Source organism: Achromobacter xylosoxidans A8 (assembly GCF_000165835.1).
GTDB classification, from domain to species: domain Bacteria; phylum Pseudomonadota; class Gammaproteobacteria; order Burkholderiales; family Burkholderiaceae_B; genus Achromobacter; species Achromobacter xylosoxidans_B.
This window is the reverse complement of sequence record NC_014640.1, coordinates 1,753,640-1,776,065: the sequence shown is the minus strand read 5'-3', so window position 1 is coordinate 1,776,065 and position 22,426 is coordinate 1,753,640. Positions and strand designations below refer to the sequence as shown.

Annotated in this window: 19 protein-coding genes; 4 read left to right on the top strand and 15 right to left on the bottom strand. The window is 66.5% G+C overall.

Annotated features, from left to right (window positions below; translation table 11 throughout):
* Nucleotides 1–84: 84 nt before the first annotated feature.
* The 5 genes from phaR to AXYL_RS08260 form a co-directional block, all read right to left on the bottom strand.
* A complete protein-coding gene (gene phaR / locus AXYL_RS08280) occupies nt 85–651 on the bottom strand; it encodes a polyhydroxyalkanoate synthesis repressor PhaR (protein ID WP_013392345.1) in 567 nt (188 codons plus the stop codon).
* 117 nt (nt 652–768) lie between these two features.
* Nucleotides 769–1,506 (bottom strand): acetoacetyl-CoA reductase, encoded by a 738-nt coding sequence (gene phbB, locus AXYL_RS08275; protein WP_013392344.1) that lies wholly within the window; start codon nt 1,504–1,506, stop codon nt 769–771.
* A gap of 76 nt (nt 1,507–1,582) precedes the next feature.
* Entirely contained in the window at nt 1,583–3,217 is a 1,635-nt protein-coding gene (gene phaC, locus AXYL_RS08270) for a class I poly(R)-hydroxyalkanoic acid synthase (protein WP_013392343.1), read from the bottom strand.
* Nucleotides 3,218–3,341: 124 nt separating this feature from the next.
* Nucleotides 3,342–4,106, bottom strand: coding sequence for a peptidoglycan editing factor PgeF (gene pgeF / locus AXYL_RS08265; RefSeq protein ID WP_013392342.1), 765 nt, complete (start codon nt 4,104–4,106; stop codon nt 3,342–3,344).
* Nucleotides 4,094–5,092 (bottom strand): RluA family pseudouridine synthase, encoded by a 999-nt coding sequence (locus AXYL_RS08260; protein ID WP_013392341.1) that lies wholly within the window; start codon nt 5,090–5,092, stop codon nt 4,094–4,096. The genes pgeF and AXYL_RS08260 overlap by 13 nt, the downstream gene beginning before the upstream one ends.
* A 137-nt stretch (nt 5,093–5,229) precedes the next feature.
* Between AXYL_RS08260 and AXYL_RS08255 the strand changes: the two genes are divergently transcribed.
* Nucleotides 5,230–5,988: an outer membrane protein assembly factor BamD gene (locus AXYL_RS08255; protein WP_237710019.1), complete on the top strand. Its 759-nt coding sequence runs from the start codon at nt 5,230–5,232 to the stop codon at nt 5,986–5,988.
* Nucleotides 5,989–6,037: 49 nt separating this feature from the next.
* Here the strand turns inward: AXYL_RS08255 and AXYL_RS08250 are convergent, their stop codons facing one another.
* Nucleotides 6,038–6,982 carry a GlxA family transcriptional regulator gene (locus AXYL_RS08250; RefSeq protein ID WP_013392339.1) on the bottom strand — a complete coding sequence of 315 codons (945 nt, stop codon included), beginning with the start codon at nt 6,980–6,982 and terminating at the stop codon, nt 6,038–6,040.
* An 86-nt stretch (nt 6,983–7,068) separates the two neighbouring features.
* Here AXYL_RS08250 and AXYL_RS08245 point away from each other — a divergent pair, with 86 nt between their 5' ends.
* Nucleotides 7,069–8,280: an MFS transporter gene (locus AXYL_RS08245; RefSeq protein WP_013392338.1), complete on the top strand. Its 1,212-nt coding sequence runs from the start codon at nt 7,069–7,071 to the stop codon at nt 8,278–8,280.
* Between the two features lie 97 nt (nt 8,281–8,377).
* Here AXYL_RS08245 and AXYL_RS08240 read toward each other — a convergent pair whose 3' ends face one another.
* On the bottom strand, nt 8,378–10,474 hold the full coding sequence (locus AXYL_RS08240; RefSeq protein ID WP_013392337.1) for an ATP-dependent DNA helicase: 2,097 nt from the start codon (nt 10,472–10,474) through the stop codon (nt 8,378–8,380).
* A gap of 205 nt (nt 10,475–10,679) precedes the next feature.
* Between AXYL_RS08240 and tex the strand changes: the two genes are divergently transcribed.
* Entirely contained in the window at nt 10,680–13,055 is a 2,376-nt protein-coding gene (gene tex / locus AXYL_RS08235; protein ID WP_013392336.1) for an RNA-binding transcriptional accessory protein Tex, read from the top strand.
* 283 nt (nt 13,056–13,338) lie between these two features.
* Entirely contained in the window at nt 13,339–13,845 is a 507-nt protein-coding gene (locus tag AXYL_RS08230) for a hypothetical protein (protein WP_013392335.1), read from the top strand.
* Between the two features lie 34 nt (nt 13,846–13,879).
* Here AXYL_RS08230 and AXYL_RS08225 read toward each other — a convergent pair whose 3' ends face one another.
* From AXYL_RS08225 to AXYL_RS08190, 8 genes are all read right to left on the bottom strand, one after another.
* Nucleotides 13,880–15,232, bottom strand: a complete 1,353-nt coding sequence (locus AXYL_RS08225; protein WP_013392334.1) for a tryptophan--tRNA ligase — start codon at nt 15,230–15,232, stop codon at nt 13,880–13,882.
* Nucleotides 15,233–15,288: 56 nt separating this feature from the next.
* Nucleotides 15,289–15,612 (bottom strand): DUF3325 domain-containing protein, encoded by a 324-nt coding sequence (locus AXYL_RS08220; RefSeq protein ID WP_013392333.1) that lies wholly within the window; start codon nt 15,610–15,612, stop codon nt 15,289–15,291.
* Entirely contained in the window at nt 15,609–17,255 is a 1,647-nt protein-coding gene (locus AXYL_RS08215) for a PepSY-associated TM helix domain-containing protein (protein WP_013392332.1), read from the bottom strand. The genes AXYL_RS08220 and AXYL_RS08215 overlap by 4 nt, the downstream gene beginning before the upstream one ends.
* Nucleotides 17,252–17,533, bottom strand: a complete 282-nt coding sequence (locus AXYL_RS08210) for a DUF3649 domain-containing protein (protein ID WP_041652797.1) — start codon at nt 17,531–17,533, stop codon at nt 17,252–17,254. The genes AXYL_RS08215 and AXYL_RS08210 overlap by 4 nt, the downstream gene beginning before the upstream one ends.
* Before the next feature lie 23 nt (nt 17,534–17,556).
* Nucleotides 17,557–18,189 carry a DUF4198 domain-containing protein gene (locus AXYL_RS08205; protein WP_013392330.1) on the bottom strand — a complete coding sequence of 211 codons (633 nt, stop codon included), beginning with the start codon at nt 18,187–18,189 and terminating at the stop codon, nt 17,557–17,559.
* Nucleotides 18,190–18,292: 103 nt separating this feature from the next.
* A complete protein-coding gene (locus AXYL_RS08200; RefSeq protein WP_085947847.1) occupies nt 18,293–20,728 on the bottom strand; it encodes a TonB-dependent siderophore receptor in 2,436 nt (811 codons plus the stop codon).
* 157 nt (nt 20,729–20,885) lie between these two features.
* The gene (locus AXYL_RS08195) at nt 20,886–21,830 is read right to left on the bottom strand and encodes a FecR domain-containing protein (RefSeq protein ID WP_013392328.1); all 945 of its coding nucleotides are present in this window, start codon (nt 21,828–21,830) and stop codon (nt 20,886–20,888) included.
* The gene (locus AXYL_RS08190) at nt 21,823–22,356 is read right to left on the bottom strand and encodes a sigma-70 family RNA polymerase sigma factor (protein ID WP_013392327.1); all 534 of its coding nucleotides are present in this window, start codon (nt 22,354–22,356) and stop codon (nt 21,823–21,825) included. The genes AXYL_RS08195 and AXYL_RS08190 overlap by 8 nt, the downstream gene beginning before the upstream one ends.
* Between the last annotated feature and the right edge of the window lie 70 nt (nt 22,357–22,426).

Here is a 22,426-nt window from a genome sequence, read left to right as displayed (position 1 = left end):
GATGAAAAACACCCCAAGAACCGGACCGCTATCCGGCTGTTGGGGTGCTTGATCGATGAGGCCGCGCAGGGCACGGCCCCGCCGCTACTTGCGTCCGGAACCTTGCGTGCCGCCCGGCGTGAACGGGAAGGTCGAAAACATGGCGCGCGTCTGATCCTGCATCTGGTCCTGCATCTGCACGAACAGATTCTTGCTCTGGTCGATGTAGTTGTTCATCATGTTCTGCAGCATGGGCGTCTGCACGTTCATGAACTGCGCCCAGGCCTCGGGACCGAACTGGCTGCCGTACAGGCCCTTGGACTGTTCCGCCATGCGCTGCTGGATTTCGATGAAGGCCTGGATGTTCTTTTCCAGGTAGGAACCCATGATGCCCTGCATGGCATGGCCGTAAAAACGGATGATCTGCGAAAGCATGTTCGACGAGAACATCGGCATGCCGCCGCTTTCCTCTTCGAGAATGATCTGCAGCAGGATGCTGCGCGTCAGGTCTTCGCTGCTCTTGGCATCGACGACCTGGAATTCTTCATTGGCCAGGACCAGTTGCTTGACATCTGCCAGGGTGATGTAGGTGCTGGTCCGGGTGTCGTACAGACGACGGTTGGGGTACTTTTTAATCAGGCGCAGGCTGGCGCCGGTTTGTGCTTGCGTCATGGTTGTCCCCGGATCGGGCGATCTCTAAGGCTTGGAATAGGGTTAGTGTAATCCGGAGGGCCCTCTCCCCGAGGCCCTCCGGTACCGACGGGCCGCCCGCTGGCGGCCCGCGATGCGTCAGCCCATGTGCAGGCCGCCGTTGAGCGAGAAGTCCGCACCCGTCGAAAAGCCGGACTCGTCCGAGGCCAGCCACGCCGTCATGGAAGCAATTTCCTCCGGCGTGCCAAGGCGGCGCACCGGGATGGTGGCAACGATTTTTTCCAGCACGTCGGGACGGATGGCGCGGACCATGTCGGTGCCGATGTAGCCGGGCGAAATCGTATTGACGGTGACGCCCTTGCTGGCCACTTCCTGGGCCAGCGCCATGGTGAAGCCATGGATGCCGGCCTTGGCCGTGGAATAGTTGGTCTGGCCGAACTGCCCCTTCTGCCCGTTGACCGAGCTGATGTTGATGATGCGGCCCCACTGACGCTCGACCATGCCTTCGATGACCTGCTTGGTCACATTGAACAGGCTGTTCAAGTTGGTGTCGATGACCGCGCGCCAATCATCGGCGCTCATCTTGCGGAACAGGCCATCGCGCGTGATGCCCGCATTGTTGACCAGCACGTCGACCGGGCCCAGTTCCTTCGTGACCCGTTCGAAGGCCTCTACCGTGGAGTCCCAGTCGGACACGTTGCCCACGGACGCGTAGAACGTATAGCCCTGCGCTGCCTGCTCGTCCAGCCATTGCTGGTAATTGCGGCTGGGGCCGCAACCTGCCACCACGCGAAAGCCTTCCTTGGCCAAGCGCTGGCAAATAGAGGTGCCGATACCGCCCATCCCGCCTGTTACGTAAGCCAGTTTTCCGCTCATTGGACTTCCTCCTGTGTGCGACGGACGCCTCGTTAATTAACCTTCTTCTATCCGGGCCTAACCGCTGGTCGCGGTTTCAGGCTGCCCGGACTTTCACATACCTGCCAGGCGCCGGCTCTATCGGCCGGTACTTGGCATTGCCCAATTTTTCACGCGCCTTGACCTGCTTGCCCGAATGGCCCGACAGCCAGCCAGCCCAATCGGGCCACCAGCTGCCCGGCGTTTCGACGGCCTGCGCGAACCATGCGTTCGGATCGCCAGGCAGATGATGGCCCGACTGTTCGAGCTTGTCAGCCGCCCAATAGCTGCGGCGCTTCTTGGCCGGCGGATTCACCACCCCGGCGATGTGGCCGGAAGCCCCCAGCACGAAACGCTGCGGGCCGCGCAGCACCTGAGTGGATGCATAGGCCGAGACCCAGGGCACGATATGGTCCTCGCGCGACCCGAAGATGTACGCCGGCATTTCCAGCCGCGTCAGGTCCAGAGGCATGCCCGCGGCTTGCGCGCGGCCCGGCACCTTGAGGTTGTTCTCCAGGTAGGTATTGCGGAAATACCAGGAGAAGAACGGTCCGGGCAGATTGGTGCTGTCTCCATTCCAGAACAGCAGATCGAACGCAGGCGGCTTCTGGCCCTTCAGGTAGTTGCCCACGACATAGTTCCAGACCAATTCATTGGGCCGCAGGAACGAGAAGGTGGTGGCGAGGTCACGCCCGGGCATCAGGCCGCCCTGGCCCAGTTGATGGTCGCGCAGCAGCGCATGGGCCTCGTCGACGAAGACGTTCAGGACGCCGGTATCGTGGAAATCGAGCAGCGAGGTCAGCAGGGTCAGCGAAGCCACGGGGTGCTCGCCGCGCGCCTCGGCCAGCGCCAGCGCGGAGGCCAGCATCGTGCCGCCTACGCAGAAGCCCAGCGCATTGACCTGCGGCTGCTTGGTAATGTCGCTAGCCACGCGCAGCGCCTGCAGCACTGCGTCGTCCAGATAATCGGACCAAGTCGCGCGGTCCACGCCATCGGTATCGCTGGACACCGGATTGCGCCATGAAATCAGGAACACCGTATAGCCCTGGCCCACCGCGTGCCGCACGAAGGAGTTCTCGGGCTGCAGGTCCAGGATGTAGAACTTGTTGATGTTGGGCGGCACGATGACCAGCGGACGCTCGTGCACGGTGGCCGTCGACGGCGCGTACTGGATGAGCTGGAACAGCCGGTTTTCGAACACCACTTCGCCCGGCGTCACCGCGACGTTGCGGCCGATCTCGAACTGCGATTCGTCCGTCTGCGTGATGCGGCCTTTCTTGACGTCGCCCAGCAGATTGGCCAGCCCTTCGTTGAGCGCGCGTCCGGCGCTTTCAACGATGGATTGCTGGGCATCCGGGTTCAGCGCGAGGAAGTTCGACGGCGACAGCGCGTCGACCCATTGCATGATGGAAAAGCGCAGGCGGTCGCGCATGGGCTCGCTGACCTGGGCTGCATCGACCATGCGCGACATGGCGCGGGCCGACAGCAGGTAGGTATGCGCCAGCAGCAGGTGCGAATGATGGGAGGCCCAGGCATCGCCGGAAAAGCGGCGGTCTGGCGGCGGCGCAAGCGCGCCACGGCGGGCGTCATCGCAAAGGCGTTGCCACTCGCGGGAGAATTCGGCCTGTATGTCGGCCAGGACTTCCGGTGCCACGCTCACCGGAATGGGCCCTGCGGAGAGATTGGCATTCACTTCGACACCTTGTTATCGAAACTACGCGATTGATGTTGCATTCCGGGTCCGGGGCTGTCAATGCGGGTATACAAGGAGGCCTGCCAGGGTACGCCGCAAGCCCAGCCGCGGGCCTTGCGCCAGATCAAACCCCGCCGAGCCAGGCCAGCAACACCATGCGTCCGGTTTCGCCATCACGGCGGTACGAGAAGAATCGATCGGCCCCGGCCACCGTGCACAGTCCGCTCAAGGAGACATCTTGTACTCCGGCGCGGCGCAGGCGGAAATCAGCCAATCCGGCGAGATCGGCCAGCCATTTTCCGGATAGCCCGGGCCGCGGCGTGAAGTAGCGCAAGGCCGCGGGATCGTCCTGGGAGAAGGCATCCAGCACGTCCTGGCCGACCTCGAACGCCTGCGGACCGATGCCCGGTCCGACCCAGGCGCGCCAGCCCGAAGCCTGCGGCGCCTTGGCGCGCATGGCGGCCAGCGTATGTTCCAGCACGCCGCCCGACAGGCCGCGCCAGCCGGCATGCGCCGCGCCCAGCACCGTGCCTTGCGCGTCGGCGATGACCACCGGCAGGCAGTCCGCCACCATGACGGCCAGGACGCGGCCGGGCCGCGCCGTGACGCTGGCATCGACCGCCGGCTCGTCCGGGAGGTCGGCCTGATCAGCGTCCACGACTTCGCTGCCGTGGACCTGGCGCAGCCACAGGGGTTCGGCGGGCAGCGCGGCACGCACGCGGCGCCGGTTTTCAATGACCGTGTCCGGATCGTCTCCAGCGCGGCGACCCAGATTCAAGGTGTCGTGCGGCGCGACGCCGACGCCCCCTGCCCGGGTCGTGCAGAAATAGTTCACGCCCGCCCATTCCGGGCCTGTCACTACCGGCAGGCCTGCCACTACGCGTTCCATGCGATCTCTTCCTGGACCAAGCCCATGTCGGGAGGCACGGCTGCGGCGAACTCGACTTCGCCGCGGCCGCCCGGATCTTCGAAATGCAGCGCGCGCGCATGCAGCATCTGCCGCTGCGCGCCCACGATGTTCTTGCCGCCGTAAAGCGTATCGGCCAGCAGCGGATGCCCCAGGCTGGCCATGTGCACGCGGATCTGATGGGTGCGGCCGGTTTCCAGGCGGCACACCACTTCGGTGACGCGGCCGCCGGGATCCGCTTCGCCGCGGCGAGCGGGCGCGTAATGGGTAATGGCCGGCTTGGGCGCCACCGGGCGTTCCACGCTCATGCGCACCGGCACGCGCGAATCGCGGCCGATGGGACGATCGACCTTGCCGGCCGCGGCCAGCCAGCCATGGGCCAGCGCCACATATTCCCGGCCCATGCTGCGCGCCTGCAATTGGCGCACCAGATGCGTCTGGGCAGTTTCGTTGCGCGCCACGACCATCAGGCCGGAAGTGTCCTTGTCCAGGCGATGCACGATGCCGGCACGCGCCACCTGGGTCAGTTCGGGATAGCGGTACAGCAGGCCGTTTAGCAGCGTGCCGCTCCAATTGCCGGCGCCGGGGTGCGTGACCAGGCCCGCGGGCTTGTTCACCACGATCCAGTCGGGGCTTTCGTCGACGACTGCGAAATCGACGGGTTCGGGCGCGAAAGCCAGGGATTCAGGCGCGGGCTGAGGCCAGACGGTGAGTTCATCACCGGGACCGACCGTCTGGCGCACCTTGCCGGGCCTGCCGTTCACGTGGACGTTGCCGGCCTCGATCCAACCCTGCAGCCGGCCACGGGAATGCTCGGGCAACAGCCCCGCCAGCACCTTGTCCAGCCGGTCAGCGCGCGTGCTGGAAGGCACGGTTACAAATTGCGGTTCCCCCTGGGGAGAATCCTCGGAATTACCCAGGAGTTCATCATCAGAAACGAGATCCGCGCCGGAGGCTGTATCAGACATGGAGACAAATCATATAATCAGCCTTGCATGCTAACACCAAGGATACGATTCTCGTGATTCACCACTCCGCAGCTCCCTCGAATCCCGCCTCCCGAAGCGGGCCGGTTTTGCGCGTGGTTATCGCGCTGTTTGCCGTCATGGTCATCGCCGGTTGCGGCTCGACCAACAGCAAATATGACAAGACCACCAACTGGAGCGCCGAACAGCTCTACGCGGACGCCAAGGCTGAAATGTCTTCGGGCGGCTGGAAAGAAGCGCGCGAGCGGCTGACCGCGATCGAAAGCCGCTACCCCTTCGGCGTCTACGCGCAGCAGGCCCTGCTTGAGCTCGCCTACGTCAACTGGAAGGACGGCGAAAACGAACAGGCCCTGGCCGCCATCGACCGCTTCCAGCAGCTCTACCCCAACCATCCCGGCACCGATTACGCCCTCTACCTGAAGGGCTTGATCAACTTCACCCCGGCCAGCGCCTTCATGAGCAGCATTACCGGCCAGGATCCCGCGGAACGCGATCCCAAGGGTCTGCGCGCGTCCTACGACGCGTTCAACGAGCTGATCAAGCGCTACCCGGACAGCAAGTACACGGTGGACGCCGAGAAGCGCGTCGCCTGGCTGGTCAACACCATCGCCATGAACGAAGTGCACGTCGCCCGCTACTACTATGAGCGCGGTGCCTACGTGGCCGCCGCCAACCGCGCGCAAACCGTCATCACCGACTTCGAAGGCGCCCCCGCCACCGAGGAAGCGCTCTACCTGATGGTCGAGTCCTACGACAAGCTCGGCATGACCGAACTGAAGAACGACTCGCAGCGCGTGTATGACAAGAACTTCCCCAACAGCGAATTCAAGACCAAGGGCCTGAAGGCCGACAAGAGCTGGTGGAACCCCTTCAACTGACATATCAGTTGCCGCACCGAAGAAAGCCCCTGCCACGCAGGGGCTTTTTTCATGCGGGCGCGCCGCGCCGCAAGGCCTGTGGCGGTTGCCCGTAAATGCGGATGAAGGCGCGGCGCATGCGTTCCGTGTCACCGAAACCCACCCGGCGCGCGATGGCGTCCATGCCGGCTTCGCCTTCTTCCACCAGTTCGCGTGCGGCCTCGGCGCGCACCCGCTCCACGGCCTTGGCCGGAGTCTGGCCGGTTTCAAGCTTGAACTGGCGGCAGAATTGGCGCGGACTCAGGCAGGCCACGGCGGCCAGGCGCTCGATGTCCAGCACTTGATCCAGATGTTGGCCGACGTGGGCCAGCACCTCGCGCATGCGTCCGCTGGCCGGCGCCAGGTCTTGCAGGACCGAGAACTGCGATTGCCCGCCCGTGCGCCGGTGATAGACCACCATCTCGCGGGCGGTGGCTCGGGCAATCGCCTCGCCGTGGTCGGCCTGCACCATGGCCAACGCGAGATCGATGCCGGCCGTGATGCCCGCCGAGGTCCAGACTGTGCGGTCTTCGACATAGATGCGATCCGCCTCCACCGCCAGTGCCGGATGGCGCTGCTGCAATTCGGCGGCGTGGCGCCAGTGGGTCGTCACCCGGCGCCCCTGCAGGATGCCGGCCTGCGCCAGCACGAAAGCGCCCGTGCAGACGCTGGCCACGCGCCGTCCGCGCGCATGCGCGCCGCGCAGATAGGCCAGCATGGCCGGCGCAGCCTGGGGCTCGCGCGCGCCCTGGCCGCCCGGCACCAGCACGGTATCGGCGCGCAGGCCACGCCAGGGGCGCGTCAGCACGGGCACGCCAGCCGAGCAGCGGACCGGCCCGCCCTCGGCTGACACCACGGCTACCTCATAGGCACCCGGCACCAGTTCGGCGGCGATCTGAAAGACTGACAGCGGCCCGGCCATGTCGAGCAGCTGGAAGTTCGGCACGGGCAGGATGCATACTCTGTGAGTGGCCATGGCAAGAAACGAGGGAAAATAGTCATTCTTGCCATAGTTTCGGGCGCTAGAGTGGGGCCTGTCAATCCTCCGGACCTGCTCCTGCCATGAACGCTTCCCTGCGCGGCCTGCGCAATGCCCGCATCCTCGCCGTCTGCCAAGGCCTGTACATCGCGGCGATCTCCATCGACCTGACCCTGACGGCGCTGACCGGCCAGATGCTGGCGCCGCATCCGGCGCTGGCGACGCTGCCTTTCGCGCTGATCACGGTGGCGGGCGCCGCGGTGACCTGGTATGCCTCCTTGCTCATGCAGCGCATCGGCCGGCGCGCCGGTTTCATATTGGGATCGCTTGCGGGCGCGGCCGGCGGGCTGATTTCCGTGGCCGCGGTCTTCGCCAGCGACTTCTGGCTCTTTTGCCTGGGCACGGCGCTGGTCGGCGTGTTCCAGGCCTTCGCGCAGTACTACCGGCTGGCGGCCGCGGACGCGGTGCCCGCCGAAGCCAAGAGCCGCGCCATCTCCGTGATTCTGACCGGCGGCGTCATCGCGGCCATTGCAGGACCGGCGCTGGCCGCCTGGGCCAAGGACATCTTTCCCGCCGCGATCTTCTCTGGCGCCTATCTGATGGTGGCCCTGCTGGGAGCGGCCAGCGCGCTGCTGCTCCTCGCCTACCGCGACCAGGAAGCCGACGGCAGCCAGCCCGCCGACACGCAGGCCGCGGGCCTGCCGGCCCGTCCCTTGGGCGAAGTCATGCGGCAGCCGATATTCGTGGCGGCGCTGGCCAACAATGTCGTGGGGTCGGTCTCGATGATGTTCGTCATGACAGCCGCGCCGCTCGCCGCTGTGGCCTGCCAGCACAGCATTGCCGACGGCGCCAGCATCATGCAGTGGCACCTCATCGGCATGTACGCCCCGGCGTTTTTCGCCGGCGCGTTGATCAACCGGCTGGGACTGCCGCGCGTGCTCGGCATGGGCATGGCGCTGAACGCGGCCTGCTCGCTGATCGCGATGCAATCGACTTCGCTCACGGCCTTCCATGCGGCATTGTTCTGCCTGGGCGTGGGCTGGAACTTCATGTTCGTAGGCGGCACCACGCTGCTGGCCCAATCCTACCGTCCCGCCGAACGGGCACGGGTGCAAGGGGCGGCCGAGATGCTGCGCTATGCCACCACCGCACTGGCCACGCTGGCCGCCGGGCCGGCGCTGGCGCGCATGGGCTGGGAGGCGCTGAATGCCGCCATGCTGCCCATCGTGGGCCTGGCCGCGGTCATGACAGGATGGTGGGCGCTGTCGCGCAGGACGGAACGGGTCGTCGCCTGACCATGCCGGCGAGCCTCATTGCGGCGACGCAATCATCAGGCGGGGCCACCATTTGGCGGGGCCACCTCCTGGCGTGTCTTCTGACACAGCCCCGCTTCTAGCCCTGCGGTTCCTGCTTGCGCCGGTAGAACGCCAGCACTTCTTCCAGCTCGCGCGTCCGCGCAAATGGCGGCAATCCGCGCCACAGTCGCTTGCCGTAAGGCTTTTCGACCAGGCGCGCATCGCCCACCATCAGCACCCCCCAATCGGATTCCGTGCGGATCAAGCGGCCCGCGCCCTGCTTGAGCGAAATCGCGGCTTCGGGCAACTGGTATTCCGAAAACGGATTGCCGCCCTGCGCGCGGCAGGCGCGCAGCCGCGCCTCGATGACGGGATCGTCGGGCGGCGCGAACGGCAGCTTGTCGATCGCCACAAGGGTCAGCACATCGCCAGGCAGGTCGATGCCTTCCCAGAAACTGGCGCTGCCCACCAGCACCGGATGCTCCAGCTTGCAGAAGCGGTCCAGCAGGTCGCGGCGCGTGCCTTCGCCCTGCTTGAGCAAGGGCCATTCATGTCCGGCATCGTCGAAGGCGTCGGCCAGCAGGTTGGCGACCTTGTCCACGGCACGCAGCGTCGTGCACAGCACCAGCGTGCCGCCGGGACTGGCCTCCAGCAGCGGCAGCAGCGTCTGCACGAAACGGTCGAGGAACTGCGGCGATTGCGGTTCGGGCATGCCGCGCGGCACGAACAGCAAGGCTTGTTCGGGATAGTCGAAGGGCGATTCCCACTTGCCCGTGCGCGCCCTCTCCAGCCCCAATTGGCTGGTGAAGTGGGTGAACTCGCCGTTCACGGACAAGGTGGCCGAGGTCATGATCCAGGCCTGGCCCGGCTTGCGGTATTTGGAAAAGGCCTGGGCCACCGACAGCGGCGCCGAATGCAGGCGCACGTGATGCTGGCCGTGCTCGACCCAGCGCACCGCGGGCCCGGACCATTGTTCCGCGGCGGCAGCGCCTTCCAGGATCGCGACGGGCGTGGAGAGTCCGTCGCCCAACGCCGATTGCATCGCAGGCTCGGGCGCCTGGTCGTCGCGGCCCCAGCCTTCGTCGCCGTGATCCGCCGTCGCCCGTCCTGGCGTGGCCCAGCGCTTGAGCCGCACCGAGATCTCGGCGCCGCTGCGCGCGGCCGCCATCAGGTCCGGGTGCTTTTCGGCCACCGCGCCCAGCGCCTTCGCGGCGCCGTCCACGGCCTCGCGCAGCGCCAATAGCGCTTCGTCGAATTCCTCGGGGTTGGGGATGGCCTCGAAGGTGGCCTTGCGGCCAGGCATCTTGTCCAGCGGCGCACAGACCAGGCGCAGCTCGCGCGCCGCCGTTTCCACATGGCGGCTGACGTCGCTCCATTTGGCGGCCTCGCGCGCATAGGCCAGGCCGGCCGCTTCCATCGCGCGGCCAAAATCCAGCAGTTGGTGCGTGGACACGCTGCTGCCCAGGAAGCGGGTGGCGGTATCCGGCAACTGGTGCGCTTCGTCGAAGATCACGGTATCCGCCTCGGGCAGCAGATCGGTCACGCCCTCTTCGCGCAGCACCAGGTCGGCCATGAACAGGGCGTGGTTGACCACCACCACGTCGGCTTCTTGCGCCTGGCGGCGCGCCTTCACCACGAAACAGTCGCGAATGCGCGGGCATTCCTGGCCCAGGCAGTTCTCGCGCGTGGAGGTCACGCGCTGCCAGATGTCGGCGTCTTCCGGCACCTGCGCCAGGTCGCCGCGATCACCCGTCTTGGAGATGCCGGCGAACACCTGGATCTGGCGCAGCTGCTGGATTTCGGTGCGCGACTTCAAGGCGCGCTCGTCGCCCTGCAGGCGGTCCAGGTGGTAATGACAGACGTAGTTGCCGCGGCCCTTGAGCAGCGCGGCGGTCACCGGCGCGGCCAGCGCCGCGCGCACGCGCGGCAGGTCGCGGGCGAAAAGCTGGTCCTGCAGGGTGCGGGTACCGGTGGAAATCAGCACCTTGCCGCCCTGGATGAAGGCGGGTACAAGATAGGCCCAGGTCTTGCCGATGCCGGTGCCCGCCTCGGCCACCAGGGTGGCGCGGTCCTGGATGGCTTGGCCTATGGCCTGCGAGAGTTCAACCTGCGAGGGGCGCGGCTTGTAGCCAGGCAAGGCCGTGGCCAAAGGCCCGTCGGCGTCGAAGAATTCGGAGATGTCCAGGTCCAGCATAGCGAGTCAACGGTGAACCGGTGCCGGTTGCGGTTCGGGCGCCAGACACATGTGTGGGAAAGGACCAAATGATACCCGCTGCCGGACCGCTGATTGGCCACCCGGGCAGCGCAAGGGGGACATATCCGTCCACCCTGGCACGTTTTGTAACAGCGGCTTATGGCACAATCCGCCCCTTGTTTTTCCTTTTTGTCGTCGTATCGAGATGTCTGAAACTTCCGCTATCACGTACGTCGCCGCCGGCGTCGACAACGCCCGCATCGTCGCGCAGCTCGCCACCGAGCTGGGCACGCGCGCCTCCCAGATCGCTTCGGCGGTGGAACTACTGGACGATGGCGCCACCGTGCCCTTCATCGCCCGCTATCGCAAGGAAGCCACCGGCGGCCTGGACGATACCGTGCTGCGCAATCTCGAAGTGCGCCTGGGCTATCTGCGCGAACTCGAAGAGCGCCGCGGCTCCATTCTTGAATCCATCTCGCAGCAGGGCAAGCTCACGCAAGCGCTGCAGCAGGAAATCGCCACGGCCGACACCAAGCAGCGCCTAGAAGACTTGTACGCGCCGTACAAGCCCAAGCGCCGCACCCGCGCCCAGATCGCCCGCGAAGCAGGCCTGGAGCCGCTGGCCGACGGCATCCTGGCCGATCCCGCCTGCGACCCCGCCGCGCTGGCCGCGCAATACCTGAATCCGGAAGCGTCCATCAACGACGCCAAGGCCGCGCTCGACGGCGCGCGCGACATCCTGGCCGAGCGCTACGCGGAAAACGCGGACCTGCTGGCCGACATGCGCGAACACCTGTGGTCCACCGGCCTGATCCATTCCAAGATGGTCGACGGCAAGGAAACCGAGGGCGCCAATTTCCGCGACTGGTTCGACTTCAACGAGCCGCTGCGCACCCTGCCCTCGCACCGCATCCTGGCGCTGCTGCGCGGCCGCCAGCAAGGCGTGCTGGAACTGCGCCTGGGCCTGGAAGCCGAACTCGAAGCGCAGACGCCGCATCCCTGCGTGGCCCGCATCGCCGGCTTCCTGAAGCTGGGTAACGGCCTGTTCGCACTGGACGCCACGCCGCGCGCCCGCTGGCTGGGCGAAGTCTGCCGCTGGACCTGGCGCGTAAAGCTGCTGACGGCCTTCGAAAGCGAACTGATCGGCCGCCTGCGCGAAAGCGGCGAAACCGAAGCCATCCGCGTGTTCGCCGCCAACCTGAAGGACCTGCTGCTGGCCGCGCCGGCCGGCCCCAAGGCCGTGCTGGGCCTGGACCCCGGCATCCGCACCGGCTGCAAGGTCGCGGTGATCGACCAGACCGGCAAGGTCGTGGACACCACCACCGTGTACCCGTTCGAGCCGCGCCGCGACCGCGAAGGCACCATCAACACGCTGGCCGCCCTGGTGGCGCGCCACAAGGTCGACCTGATCGCCATCGGCAACGGCACCGCCTCGCGCGAAAGCGAAAAACTGGTGGGCGACATGATGGAACGCTTCCCGAACCTGAAGGTCACCCGCGTGGTGGTCTCCGAAGCCGGCGCTTCCGTCTATTCCGCGTCCGAAACCGCCGCCCTGGAATTCCCTGACCTGGACGTGACGCTGCGCGGCGCCGTGTCCATCGCGCGCCGCCTGCAGGATCCGCTGGCCGAACTGGTCAAGATCGATCCCAAGGCCATCGGCGTGGGCCAGTACCAGCATGACGTCAACCAGCGCGAGCTGGCGCGTTCGCTGGACGCCGTGGTCGAGGATTGCGTGAACGCCGTGGGCGTGGACGTGAACACCGCGTCCGCCGCCCTGCTGGCCCGCGTGTCCGGCCTGAATTCCCTGCTGGCCAAGAACATCGTCGCCTGGCGCGACGAGAACGGCGCCTTCCCAACCCGCGAGATCCTGCGCAAGGTGCCGCGCTTTGGCGACAAGGCGTTCGAGCAGGCCGCGGGCTTCCTGCGCATTCCCAACGGCGACAACCCGCTGGACGCCTCGTCGGTCCACCCGGAAGCCTATCCGGTGGTCGAACGCATCGTCGCCAAGATCAAGGCCGAAGTGAAGCAGATCATCGGCCAGCGCGAAGCCCTCAAGGGCGTGTCGCCGTCCGACTTCACCGACGAGCGCTTCGGTCTGCCGACGGTGCGCGACATCTTCGCCGAACTGGAAAAGCCCGGCCGCGATCCGCGCCCGGAATTCAAGACGGCGCAGTTCAAGGAAGGCGTCGAGACCCTGAACGACCTGTACCCGGGCATGGTGCTGGAAGGCGTCGTGACCAACGTGGCCAACTTCGGCGCGTTCGTCGACATCGGCGTGCACCAGGACGGCCTGGTCCACATCTCGGCCCTGGCCGAGAAGTTCGTGAAGGATCCGCGCGACGTCGTGCGCGTGGGCCAGACGGTGAGCGTGAAGGTGCTGGAAGTGGACGCGGCTCGCAAGCGCGTGGCGCTGACCATGCGCCTGAACGACACCGCGGCGCCCGCCCGCCGCAGCGCCGACGCGCCCAAGGGCGGCGACCGCAACCGCCGGCCGCAGGGCGACGGCGGCCGCGGTGGTTCCGGCGCCGGCGCCGGCATGAACAGCGCCATGGCGGACGCGTTCGCCAAGCTCAAGCGCTGAGCGAATGCCGCTCCACGAAAAACCGGCGCCTGGTGCGCCGGTTTTTTTTACCTAGGGCTTACCCGTAAAGAGACGGGTTACTTGTGTTCGCTCAAGCCGCAACTATCAAAAATGATAGAAAATATCTAATTGTGTCCAAATAATAAGACCCGACGGCGCCAGGCCGCGCAGCGACACAAAGCCCCCCCGCGAGCAGGCGAGCCATGGCGCGCAACGCTTGCCGGGGAGCAGCACAACAACAACAGCAGCGCCCTGCCCTGAACGACCGGAGATCCGCCCCGCCATGTCCCATACCATCACACTTGCCGCCAATGAAACGGCAACCATCACTGAAAAGGAAGCCAACGCCAGCGGCGTCTACAGCGAAATCACCCTGGGCCAGTATTCGCACCTGCTTGTGGACGGCGCCGAAGTGAGCTTCAAGCACATCACGCTGGAGCGGCTGGGCAGCCGCGTCATCGAACTGAGCAACGGCGCGCAGTTGCACGTCGGCGCGCTGGGATTCGCCAGCATGGGGGCCAGCATCACTTACCGCATCGGCGCGGGTTGTGCGCTGACCTTCGACGCCAGCCAATGGGATCCGGAAGTGGTGGCCAACACCACCTTCGATTTCGCCAGCCAGGGCAGCGGCACATTGAAGTACTTTCCGTTCATCAACCCGGAATGGCTGGACTGCCCGAACGTCACGGGCTACACGGAAGGCGACATGCTCGAGATCGCCGGCCAGGGCAGCGCCCAGCGCTTCCAGGTGCGCGACGGGCGCATCGTGGCCAGCGCCCGCGCCGCCTGAACCTGCGGGCCGGCTTTGCGCCGGCCCCTGGGGCTTATTCCTGCGACAGCGACGACAGCGCGGCGCGCGCGCGCGCCAATGAGGCGCCGGATGCATCCTGCGCGCCCGCCGGCGCGGTCGCCACGGCCACACCGTCGATCATTGCGGCATAGCCTTGCCCGTCGGCCTGCAGCACCGCATCGGCCGGTTCCGACTGCAGGCGGCGCATCAGGGCGCCAGCCTCCTTCGGATCGGCGAAGCGCTGCGACAGCAGCAGTTCCTCGCCGTCGGCGGCCAGCAGGCGGAAGCGGAAGCCGCCGTCTTCATCGCGGAAGCTGACGAAGCGCGCGCCCTTGCCCTTTTCCTTCTTGGGCTGCGCGGCCCGGGCGCCCGACGCGGCATCCAGATTGCGCAGGCCCACCGCCTGGCGCAGCTCGTGCATGAACGGCGTGGCCAGCTTGCGCGCCTTGGCGGCGCCCGCCTGCAGGATGTCTTCGATGCGGCCAGGGTTGGCCATCAGGTCGAAGTACTTCTCGCGCATGGGCGCCAGCAGGTTTTCAAGATGGTCGTACAACGCCTGCTTGGCCTCGCCCCAGCCCATGCCCTCTTCGAGTTGCTTGCGCAGCGTGGCGGCCTGTTCGTGCGTGGCGAAGGCGCGGTAGATGGTGTACAGATGCGAATTCTCGGCGTCCTTGGGCTCGCCCGGCGCGCGCGAATCGGTCACGATGCGCATCACCGCCGCGCGCAGCGCGCTGGCGCCGCCCTCGAACAGCGGAATGGTGTTGTTGTAGCTCTTGGACATCTTGCGGCCGTCCAGGCCTGGCAAGGTCGCCACGTCCTCTTCGATCACGACTTCCGGCAGCGTGAAGTAATCGCGGCCATACAGGTGGTTGAAACGCTGGGCGATGTCGCGCGCCATTTCCAGATGCTGGATCTGGTCGCGGCCCACGGGCACCTTGTTGGCGTTGAACATGACGATGTCCGCCGCCATCAGCACCGGATACGAGAACAAGCCCATCGTGACGCCGTCGTCCGGTTCCAGGCCCTTCTCCGTGTTCTGGTCCACCGACGCCTTGTACGCATGCGCCCGGTTCATCAGGCCCTTGGCGGTGACGCAGTTCAACAGCCAGGTCAGTTCGGGAATCTCCGGGATGTCCGACTGCCGGTAGAAGGTCACGCGTTCGTGGTCCAGCCCCACCGCCAGCCAGGTGGCGGCGATTTCCAGGCGCGAGCGCGCCACGCGGGCGGGGTCGTCGCACTTGATGAGGGCATGGTAGTCCGCCATGAAGAAGAATGCGTCCACGCCGGGCTGCGCGCTGGCCTGAACGGCGGGACGGATGGCGCCCGCGTAATTGCCGAGGTGGGGAGTTCCAGAGGTGGTGATGCCGGTAAGGACGCGGGTATTCATGAGGCGAAGAGGCGTTTGCTAGGGGAAACGCCCAGTGTAACGTGCCGGGCGCGCGGCTACAGAACGGCCAGCACCGGCGCCGCCAGCGCGCACAGGCCGCCGGCGGTCAACGCGGCGCGAGGCCGGAACGTCAGGAACCAGATCAGCAGCAGCCCGGCAATGCTGAGGATGCCTATCCATTCGACCGTGCCATAGCTCCAGCCCCAAACCGCTGCCGAAGCGCACAGCGACAGGGCCAGCGCAGCCCAGCCGAACAGCCGCAGAGGCAAGCGGTGGCGCCGCGGCAAGGCCCGGTCGAACAGGTCTTCGTAGTGACGATCCATGCCCAGGCACAGGGCGGCAAAACCGGCATAGGCCAGGCAAAAGGCGGCAAGCGTCATGGCGTATCCCCTCTAGGTTCGTAGGCGGACTGGACAGGCTGGGACTGGGCTGCGGGCTTGATCGCGGCGCGGCCCTTGATTGGCGCCTTGGCGGCCGCCTTGCCTGCGCGGGCGGCCTTGCGCGCCATCCAGGCCAGCAGCAGCGCCCCGGCCAGGCAAGTCAGATCGAAACCCGCCATGACCCAGTCGCCCGTGGGCAGGGACACGCCCAGATGGCGCGAGGTCGTCAGGGCGTTGACCACCGGCACCAGCGCCAGAGAGGCCGCCGCGACAGCCAGCAGATCGCGCCACTTGCGATGCTGGAACAGGAAGGCGTAGACCAGCGACAGGCCCCAGACGGCAAAGAAGGCGCGCGATTCCCAGAACTGCCTGCCCGGCAGGTCGACGGGCAGCAGGCGGTTGGCCCAGAAAAAAGCGGCGACCGAGATGAACAGGCCCGCGATGGTGCCGGCATTGAGCGCATCCACCAGCCGCAACGAAAACGCTTCACGCGCGCCCGGACGCGCCTTCTGGCGCCGCTTGGCGATCCACAGGACCATGCCCGTGCCCACCATGGCCGTACCTGCCATGCTGACCAGGAAATATAGCCAGCGCAAGAACGGTTCCGCGAACAGGCCCAGGTGCAGGCCGACGATGACGCCCGCTGTCCGCGCGGTGGCGCCGAGCTCGTCCTCGCTTTCCTGCAGCGCGCCCGTAACGCCATCAAAGCGCATGTACGGCGCCAGCTTGCCAAACGACACGCCATCGGCGGCATCGCGCACCAGGGTCACGGTCGCGCCGGCATCGCCGGGATGGTTGACGGTGACGCGCCCCACCCGGCCGCCTTGCCAGTGCTGCTGCGCCTGCTCCACCAGCGGCGCGAGCGGAAGCAAGGGCGCGGGCTCATTGCGCGCGGGCGTGACCCTGAAGGACTTGAAGACGTCGTCGGAGTATTGGCGCGGACTTTCGTACACCGCCAGGATGCCGGCCGGCATCAACATGGCCATGAACAACACCAGCCCGCTGAACGTGATCATCAGGTGGAACGGCAGCCCCAGCACCGACAAGACGTTATGGCCGTCCATCCAGGCGCGCTGGCCGCCCTTTCTGGGCCGGAAAGTGAAAAAGTCGGTGAAGATCTTCTTGTGGGTGATGATGCCGCTGATGATGGCCACCAGCATGAACATGCCGGCGATGCTGGCGAGCCAGCGCCCCCACGGAAAGGCCGTTTCCAGTTCGAAATGGAAGCGGTAGAAAAAGTCGCCGCCGCGCGTCTCGCGCGCGGTCAAGGCCTGGCCGGTAGCCGGATCCAGCTTTACGCGCACGAAGCCGCGCTCGCCCGGCTTGGGCTTGGGCACCAGGTAGAGCACCTGGAGGTACGGCTCGCGGTCGGACGGCGGCGAGATGAACCAGCGCGTGGCGTCGGGCGCATGTTCGCTCAGGTAGCGCTGCGCCGCAGCCACGGACTGCGCCGCGGGCGCGGGCCGCACCTGGATCTCGGGCTGCATCCAGCTCGTGATCTCGGGGCGGAAGAACGCCAGCGTGCCGGTCAGGAACATCGCGAACAGCACCCAACCAAAGATCAGCCCCGACCACGTGTGCAGCCAGGACATGGATTGGCGCAGGCCTTCCTCGCCCTGCGCCTTTTCCACTTTCGCCTTCATGCCGCCCCCGTCATGCGGCCTACCGCGAACAGCGCGCCCAGCAGCGCGGCGGGCAACAGCACGCCCGCCCAGGCGCGCCAGGCATTGCGCGTGGCGAAGACCCAGATCACGCCGCAGGCATAGAACACGAAGGACAGCATTTGCGCCGTGATCACGGCGTCCGGCCGCCGCATGGGCAGCCAGATGGCCAGGCAGGCCGCAGCCGCCGACGCCAGCACATAACCGCCCAAAATGGCGGCCGCCGCCCTGGAAAAGACGGCCAGACGGTAGCGCATCATGCCTGCGCCGGCAGCGGGAGCTTTCACTGGGAAACGTTGAAGGTCAGAGTGGATACGTAACGGATCTTGGCGTAGGCCTTGCCATCGGCCTCGCCGGCCTTGTCTTCGACATGGGCGGCTTCGAGCACGTACTGGCCGGGCCATGGCGTGGTGATTTCGATGCGGCCGTTCTCATCGCTGTGGAAGCGCTTCTCCCACTTGGGCGGGCCGAACACGGTGACTTCCGTTTTCGCCAGCGGCTTGCCCTTGAACTGCAGCACGAAAGCGTTGGTCCCGGCCGCGACGGGCACGAGTTCCAGGTCCAGCTTGCCTTCGGTGTCCGCGCGGCCAGCCTTGGCGCCGTACTGCACCAGGGTGTCCTTGAACTGGTAGGCCTGGCGCAGGCGCACGTCACCCTTGCCCGCCGCCGCGAATTCGAGGAAATCCGCGCCCTCGCCCGAGGCCTTCAGCGCCTTGCCGTCGGCGCCCGTCACGACCGGCGCCACCATGATCTTGCCGAGCAGGCCGTCGCGCTTTTCGCGCACGTCGTCCGCCCATTCCCCGAAGTACGCCTTGGCCGGTCCCTCGGCGCTGCGTTCCAGCCAAACGAAATGCGCCTGCGCGGCGCCCGCCGCGCCCATGAGGGCGATAGCGGCCAAGGTTCTTGCGAATGTCATTGTTGATTTCCTTTAGAGGACCGAATCGAGCCAGCCCCGCGGCCAGGCCCGATTCGGAGGGTTTTAAATTATAACCATTCTCACTTCGAAGTAGCCATCCGTCTTACCAGCGATAGCGCAGGCTGGCCTTGATGGAGCGCTGATAGCCGTACCAGCACCAGGAATCGCCCGAGCACGACGCGACGTACTCCTTGTCGAACAGGTTCTGCACGTTCAGCGCCACCTGCATGCCCTTGAGCGAAGGCGATGCACGGCCCAGGTCATAGTCCAGCATCAGGTCGAACAGCGTGACCGACGGCACCTTCAGCGTGTTGGTCTCGTTGCCGTACGAGGAACCGATGTAGCGCACGCCGCCGCCCACGCCCATGCCCGCCAGCGGACCGTCCTGCAGTTGGTAGCGGGCCCAGGCGGAAGCCTGCTGCGAAGGCACGCCCACGGGCGCCTTGCCCTTCAGGTTCAGGCCCGCGGCGTTGGGGTAGCCCTTGGAGTACTCGTTGTCCATCAAGGAATACGCCGCCACCAGCGTCAGTCCGCGCATGGGCTCGGTCTTGGCTTCCAGCTCGATACCCTGGGTGCGCAGTTCGCCCGCCTGGATCGAGCAGCGCCCGCCGGCCGTGCCGCAGATATGGGTCGGATCCGGATCCGTGGTGGTCATGTTCTCGCGCCGGATGTCGAATGCCGCAACCGACAGCAGCGTGGCGCTGCCCGGCGGCTGGTACTTGATGCCGACCTCGTACTGGTTGCCTTCGATCGGCTTGAAGGGCGTGTTCTGCCAACCCGTGCCCGATTGCGGTTCAAACGATTCCGAATAACTGAAGTAAGGCGCCACGCCGTTGTCGAAGTTGTAGATCACGCCCAGGCGACCGGAGAATTTCTCCGCGTTCAGCGAGGACGGCGCGACCCGGCCGGTGGCGAGCGTGGTGGTCTCGCCCACCGTGCGCGACCAATCGTAGCGGCCGCCCAGCAGCACCGAGAGGCGGTCGATCTTGATCTGGTCCTGGAAGTACAGGCCGGCCTGATATTGCTTGGAGGTCGCGTCCGTCGAGAACGCCGGCGTCGGGATGTTCTGATGGTTGTCCGGGTTCAGCACGTCCAGCGCGGGCGCGGTGCCAAAGCCCGACAGCGTGTCGGTCTTGACGTGCTGGTAGTCAAAGCCCAGCAGCGCGGTATGCGCGAAGCGGCCGGTGTTGAAGCGCGCCTGCAGGTTGTTGTCCAGGGTCAGCGCGCCCACGTCCACGTCGGTCGCAATCGACGCGCGCTGCTGGTAGCGGTAGGTCTTGTCGGTGTAGCCGTAGTTATTGGTCATCGCGCCGTAGATGCTGCGGTACTGCGCTTCCGAGCGCGTCCAGCGCAGGCTCTGCGAGGCCTTGAAGGTGTCGTTGAAGCGATGCTCCAGCACATAGCCCAGCGAATAGCTCTTACGGTCGCTCTTTTCGAAGTTGGCGTCGCCGTCGTAGTAGTCCGCCGGCAGACGGATGCCGTCGGGCGCCGAGAGCAGCGTGCGCATGGCCGGCACGCTGCCGTAGGAACCCATGTCGGGATCGCGCTGGAAGTTCGTCAGCACCGTCAGCGTGGTGTCGCCGCTGGGCTTCCAGGTGAAGGCCGGAGACACGAAGTAGCGGCGCTCCTTGGTGTCTTTGACCTGGCCGTCGGACATATAGCCCGAGCCGACCAGGCGATACAGGAATTTGCCTTCGTCATCCACCGGGCCGCCGAAATCGAAATTGGCACGGCGGTAGTCATAGTTGCCAACCTGCACCTCGACCTCGCGCAGCGTCTCTTCCAGCGGGCGCTTGCTGACCTGGTTGACCACGCCGCCCGGACCGCCCTGCCCGTACATGACGGAAGCTGGCCCCTTCAGCACGTCCACGCGCTCCAGGCGATAGGTGTCCACTTGCGGCAAGGCGTCACGGCCGCCGAATACCCGCAGGCCGTCCAGGTAGGACGATGCCTGAAAGCCGCGCACGCTGAACTGGTCCAGGCGCGTGGCGGTGGCGCCGCGCGATTCCGTGGCCACGCCCGCGGTGTAACGCAGCACCTGGTTCAACGTCTGCGCGCCCTGCTCCGTGATCTGCTCTCGCGTGACAACCGATATCGACTGCGGCGTTTCGATCAGCGGAGTGTCGGTCTTGGTGGCGCTGGCGCTCACCGTGGCGACGTAGCCCACCGTCGTGATCGCGCTGTCGGACATGCCCGACACGGTCACCGGCGCCAGCGTGGGCGTATCGCCCGCGGACGCAGCAACCTGCACCAGCGTCCAGGTATTGCCCGATTGCGCGCGCGCCTGCAGGCCGCTGCCCGCCAGGATGCGAGAGAATCCCGCGCCCACCGAGTACGCGCCCGCCAACCCTTCCGAGCGGCGTCCGCGCACCAGCGCCGGGTCGAACGACAGCACCACGCCGGCGCTGCGCGCGAACTGCGTCAAGGCGTCGGCCAAGGGGCCGGCAGCGATCTGGTAGCTGCGTGGCGCGTTCGCGGAGGCGGGCGCCGATTGCGCCCAGGCCTGCGGCATGCCGGCGACGAGCCCGCCCGCGCACATGGCGGCCAGCACGGCGACGCGGCCGGCGGACAAGGGGGCGCGCAAGCGCGATTGAGATGAAGCGGACACAAAACTCTCCCTGTACGGTGGTATCTATCCCTGCCTTCCGTACGGGATCGGAAATCCTGCAAGCCGCAGGCAAGAAAATTTGTAACGCTCAAGCCTCGCGCGGACCGACCTGCAGCCAGTACTGCGTATGCCGCGTCACGCGGATGGGCAAGGCAGGCTCCAGCGCCTTGAGCGCGCGTTCGGCATCGTCCAGCGGAAACACGCCCGACAAGCGTAGGCCGGCCACCGCCGGATCCACCCGGATCATGCCCAGGCGCTGGCGGGCCAGGTACTGGGCGAAGTAGTCCAGGCGCCAGTCCTTGGCCACCACCAGCCCGTCGGTCCAGGCCAGTCGGTCGGGATCGGATGCGCGGCGGCCGACTTCGCCGTGCCCGGAGAACTCCAGGCGCTCGCCCGCTTCCGCGTGCGTGGCCACGCCGGCGCGCAACAGCACCACGCTGCCTTCGTACACGCCCAGTCGTGCGCCTTCGGCCGTGCGCCGCAAATCAAAGCGCGCCCGTTCGGCGCGCAATTCCCCATGGCCCGTGTCCACGCGCAACGCCGCCATGGCGGGTCGCATTTCAGTCCGTACCAGCACTTCGCCGCGCAGCAGGTCCATGCCGCGGGCATCGCCCTGCAAGTGCAGGCGCACCGCGCTGTCGCTGTTCAAGGTGATGTGCAGCCCATCGGCCACCGCGACCGCCAACCGTTCGCCGACGCCGGTGCTGAGATCGGCGGCCAAGCGTTGCCACGGCGCATGGCGATAGCCCGCCCAGCCGGTGACGGCCGTGCCGCCGATAGCCAGCAATCCACGTAGCACCGCGCGACGTCCATTCGACCGAGGCGCGGATAGCGCGGAATGCGCCAACGCCGCCGGCACGCGGCGCGCATCCTGGCTGATGCGCTGCAGGCGGTCCCAGGCCTGGCGGTGCGCGGGATCCTGCGCCAGCCATGCCTCGCACGACTGCCGCTCGCCCACACCGGCCATTCCAGATTGCAGCCGCACCCACCAGGCGATCGCCTGATCCGCCACCGGATCCGCGGCGCTAGTCATCAAACGCCGCGTAGCACGCGGTCATGGCGCGCACCATGTACTGCTGCACCGAACTCAGGGAAATTTCGAGCCGCCGGGCGATCTCGGGATAGGTCAGGCCGTCGAGCTGCGACAGCAGGAATGCGGACCGGGCCTTCGGCGGCAGTCCGTCCAGCAGGCGATCCAGCCGCGCCAGCGATTGCAATTGCTCGGCCTGCTCTTCGGGAGACGGCGCGTAGGCCTCGGGGATGGCGGACAGATAGGCAAGGTATGCCCGTTCCAGCGCCGCATGCCGTTGATGGTCCACCACCAGGCCCTTCGCGATGGTGGTCAGCAGCGCTCGGGCATCGCCGGCGCGAACTGCCTTGCGACCCTGGATCACCCGCAGGAACACGTCCTGCGCCAGATCTTCCGCGCGGTGCTCGCAACCCAGCCTGCGGCGCAGCCAGCCGAACAGCCAGGAGCGATGATCGCGGTACAGGCCATCGACGGGCGCGGCACAGGTATCGGTGCGCGCGGCCGATGCGGACAGGAAGGGGGAGGACACGTTGGAAACTGCGGTGCTGGACCTGAAGTCTCCAAATCTTAATTGATAATGACTTGTATTACCAATTTCA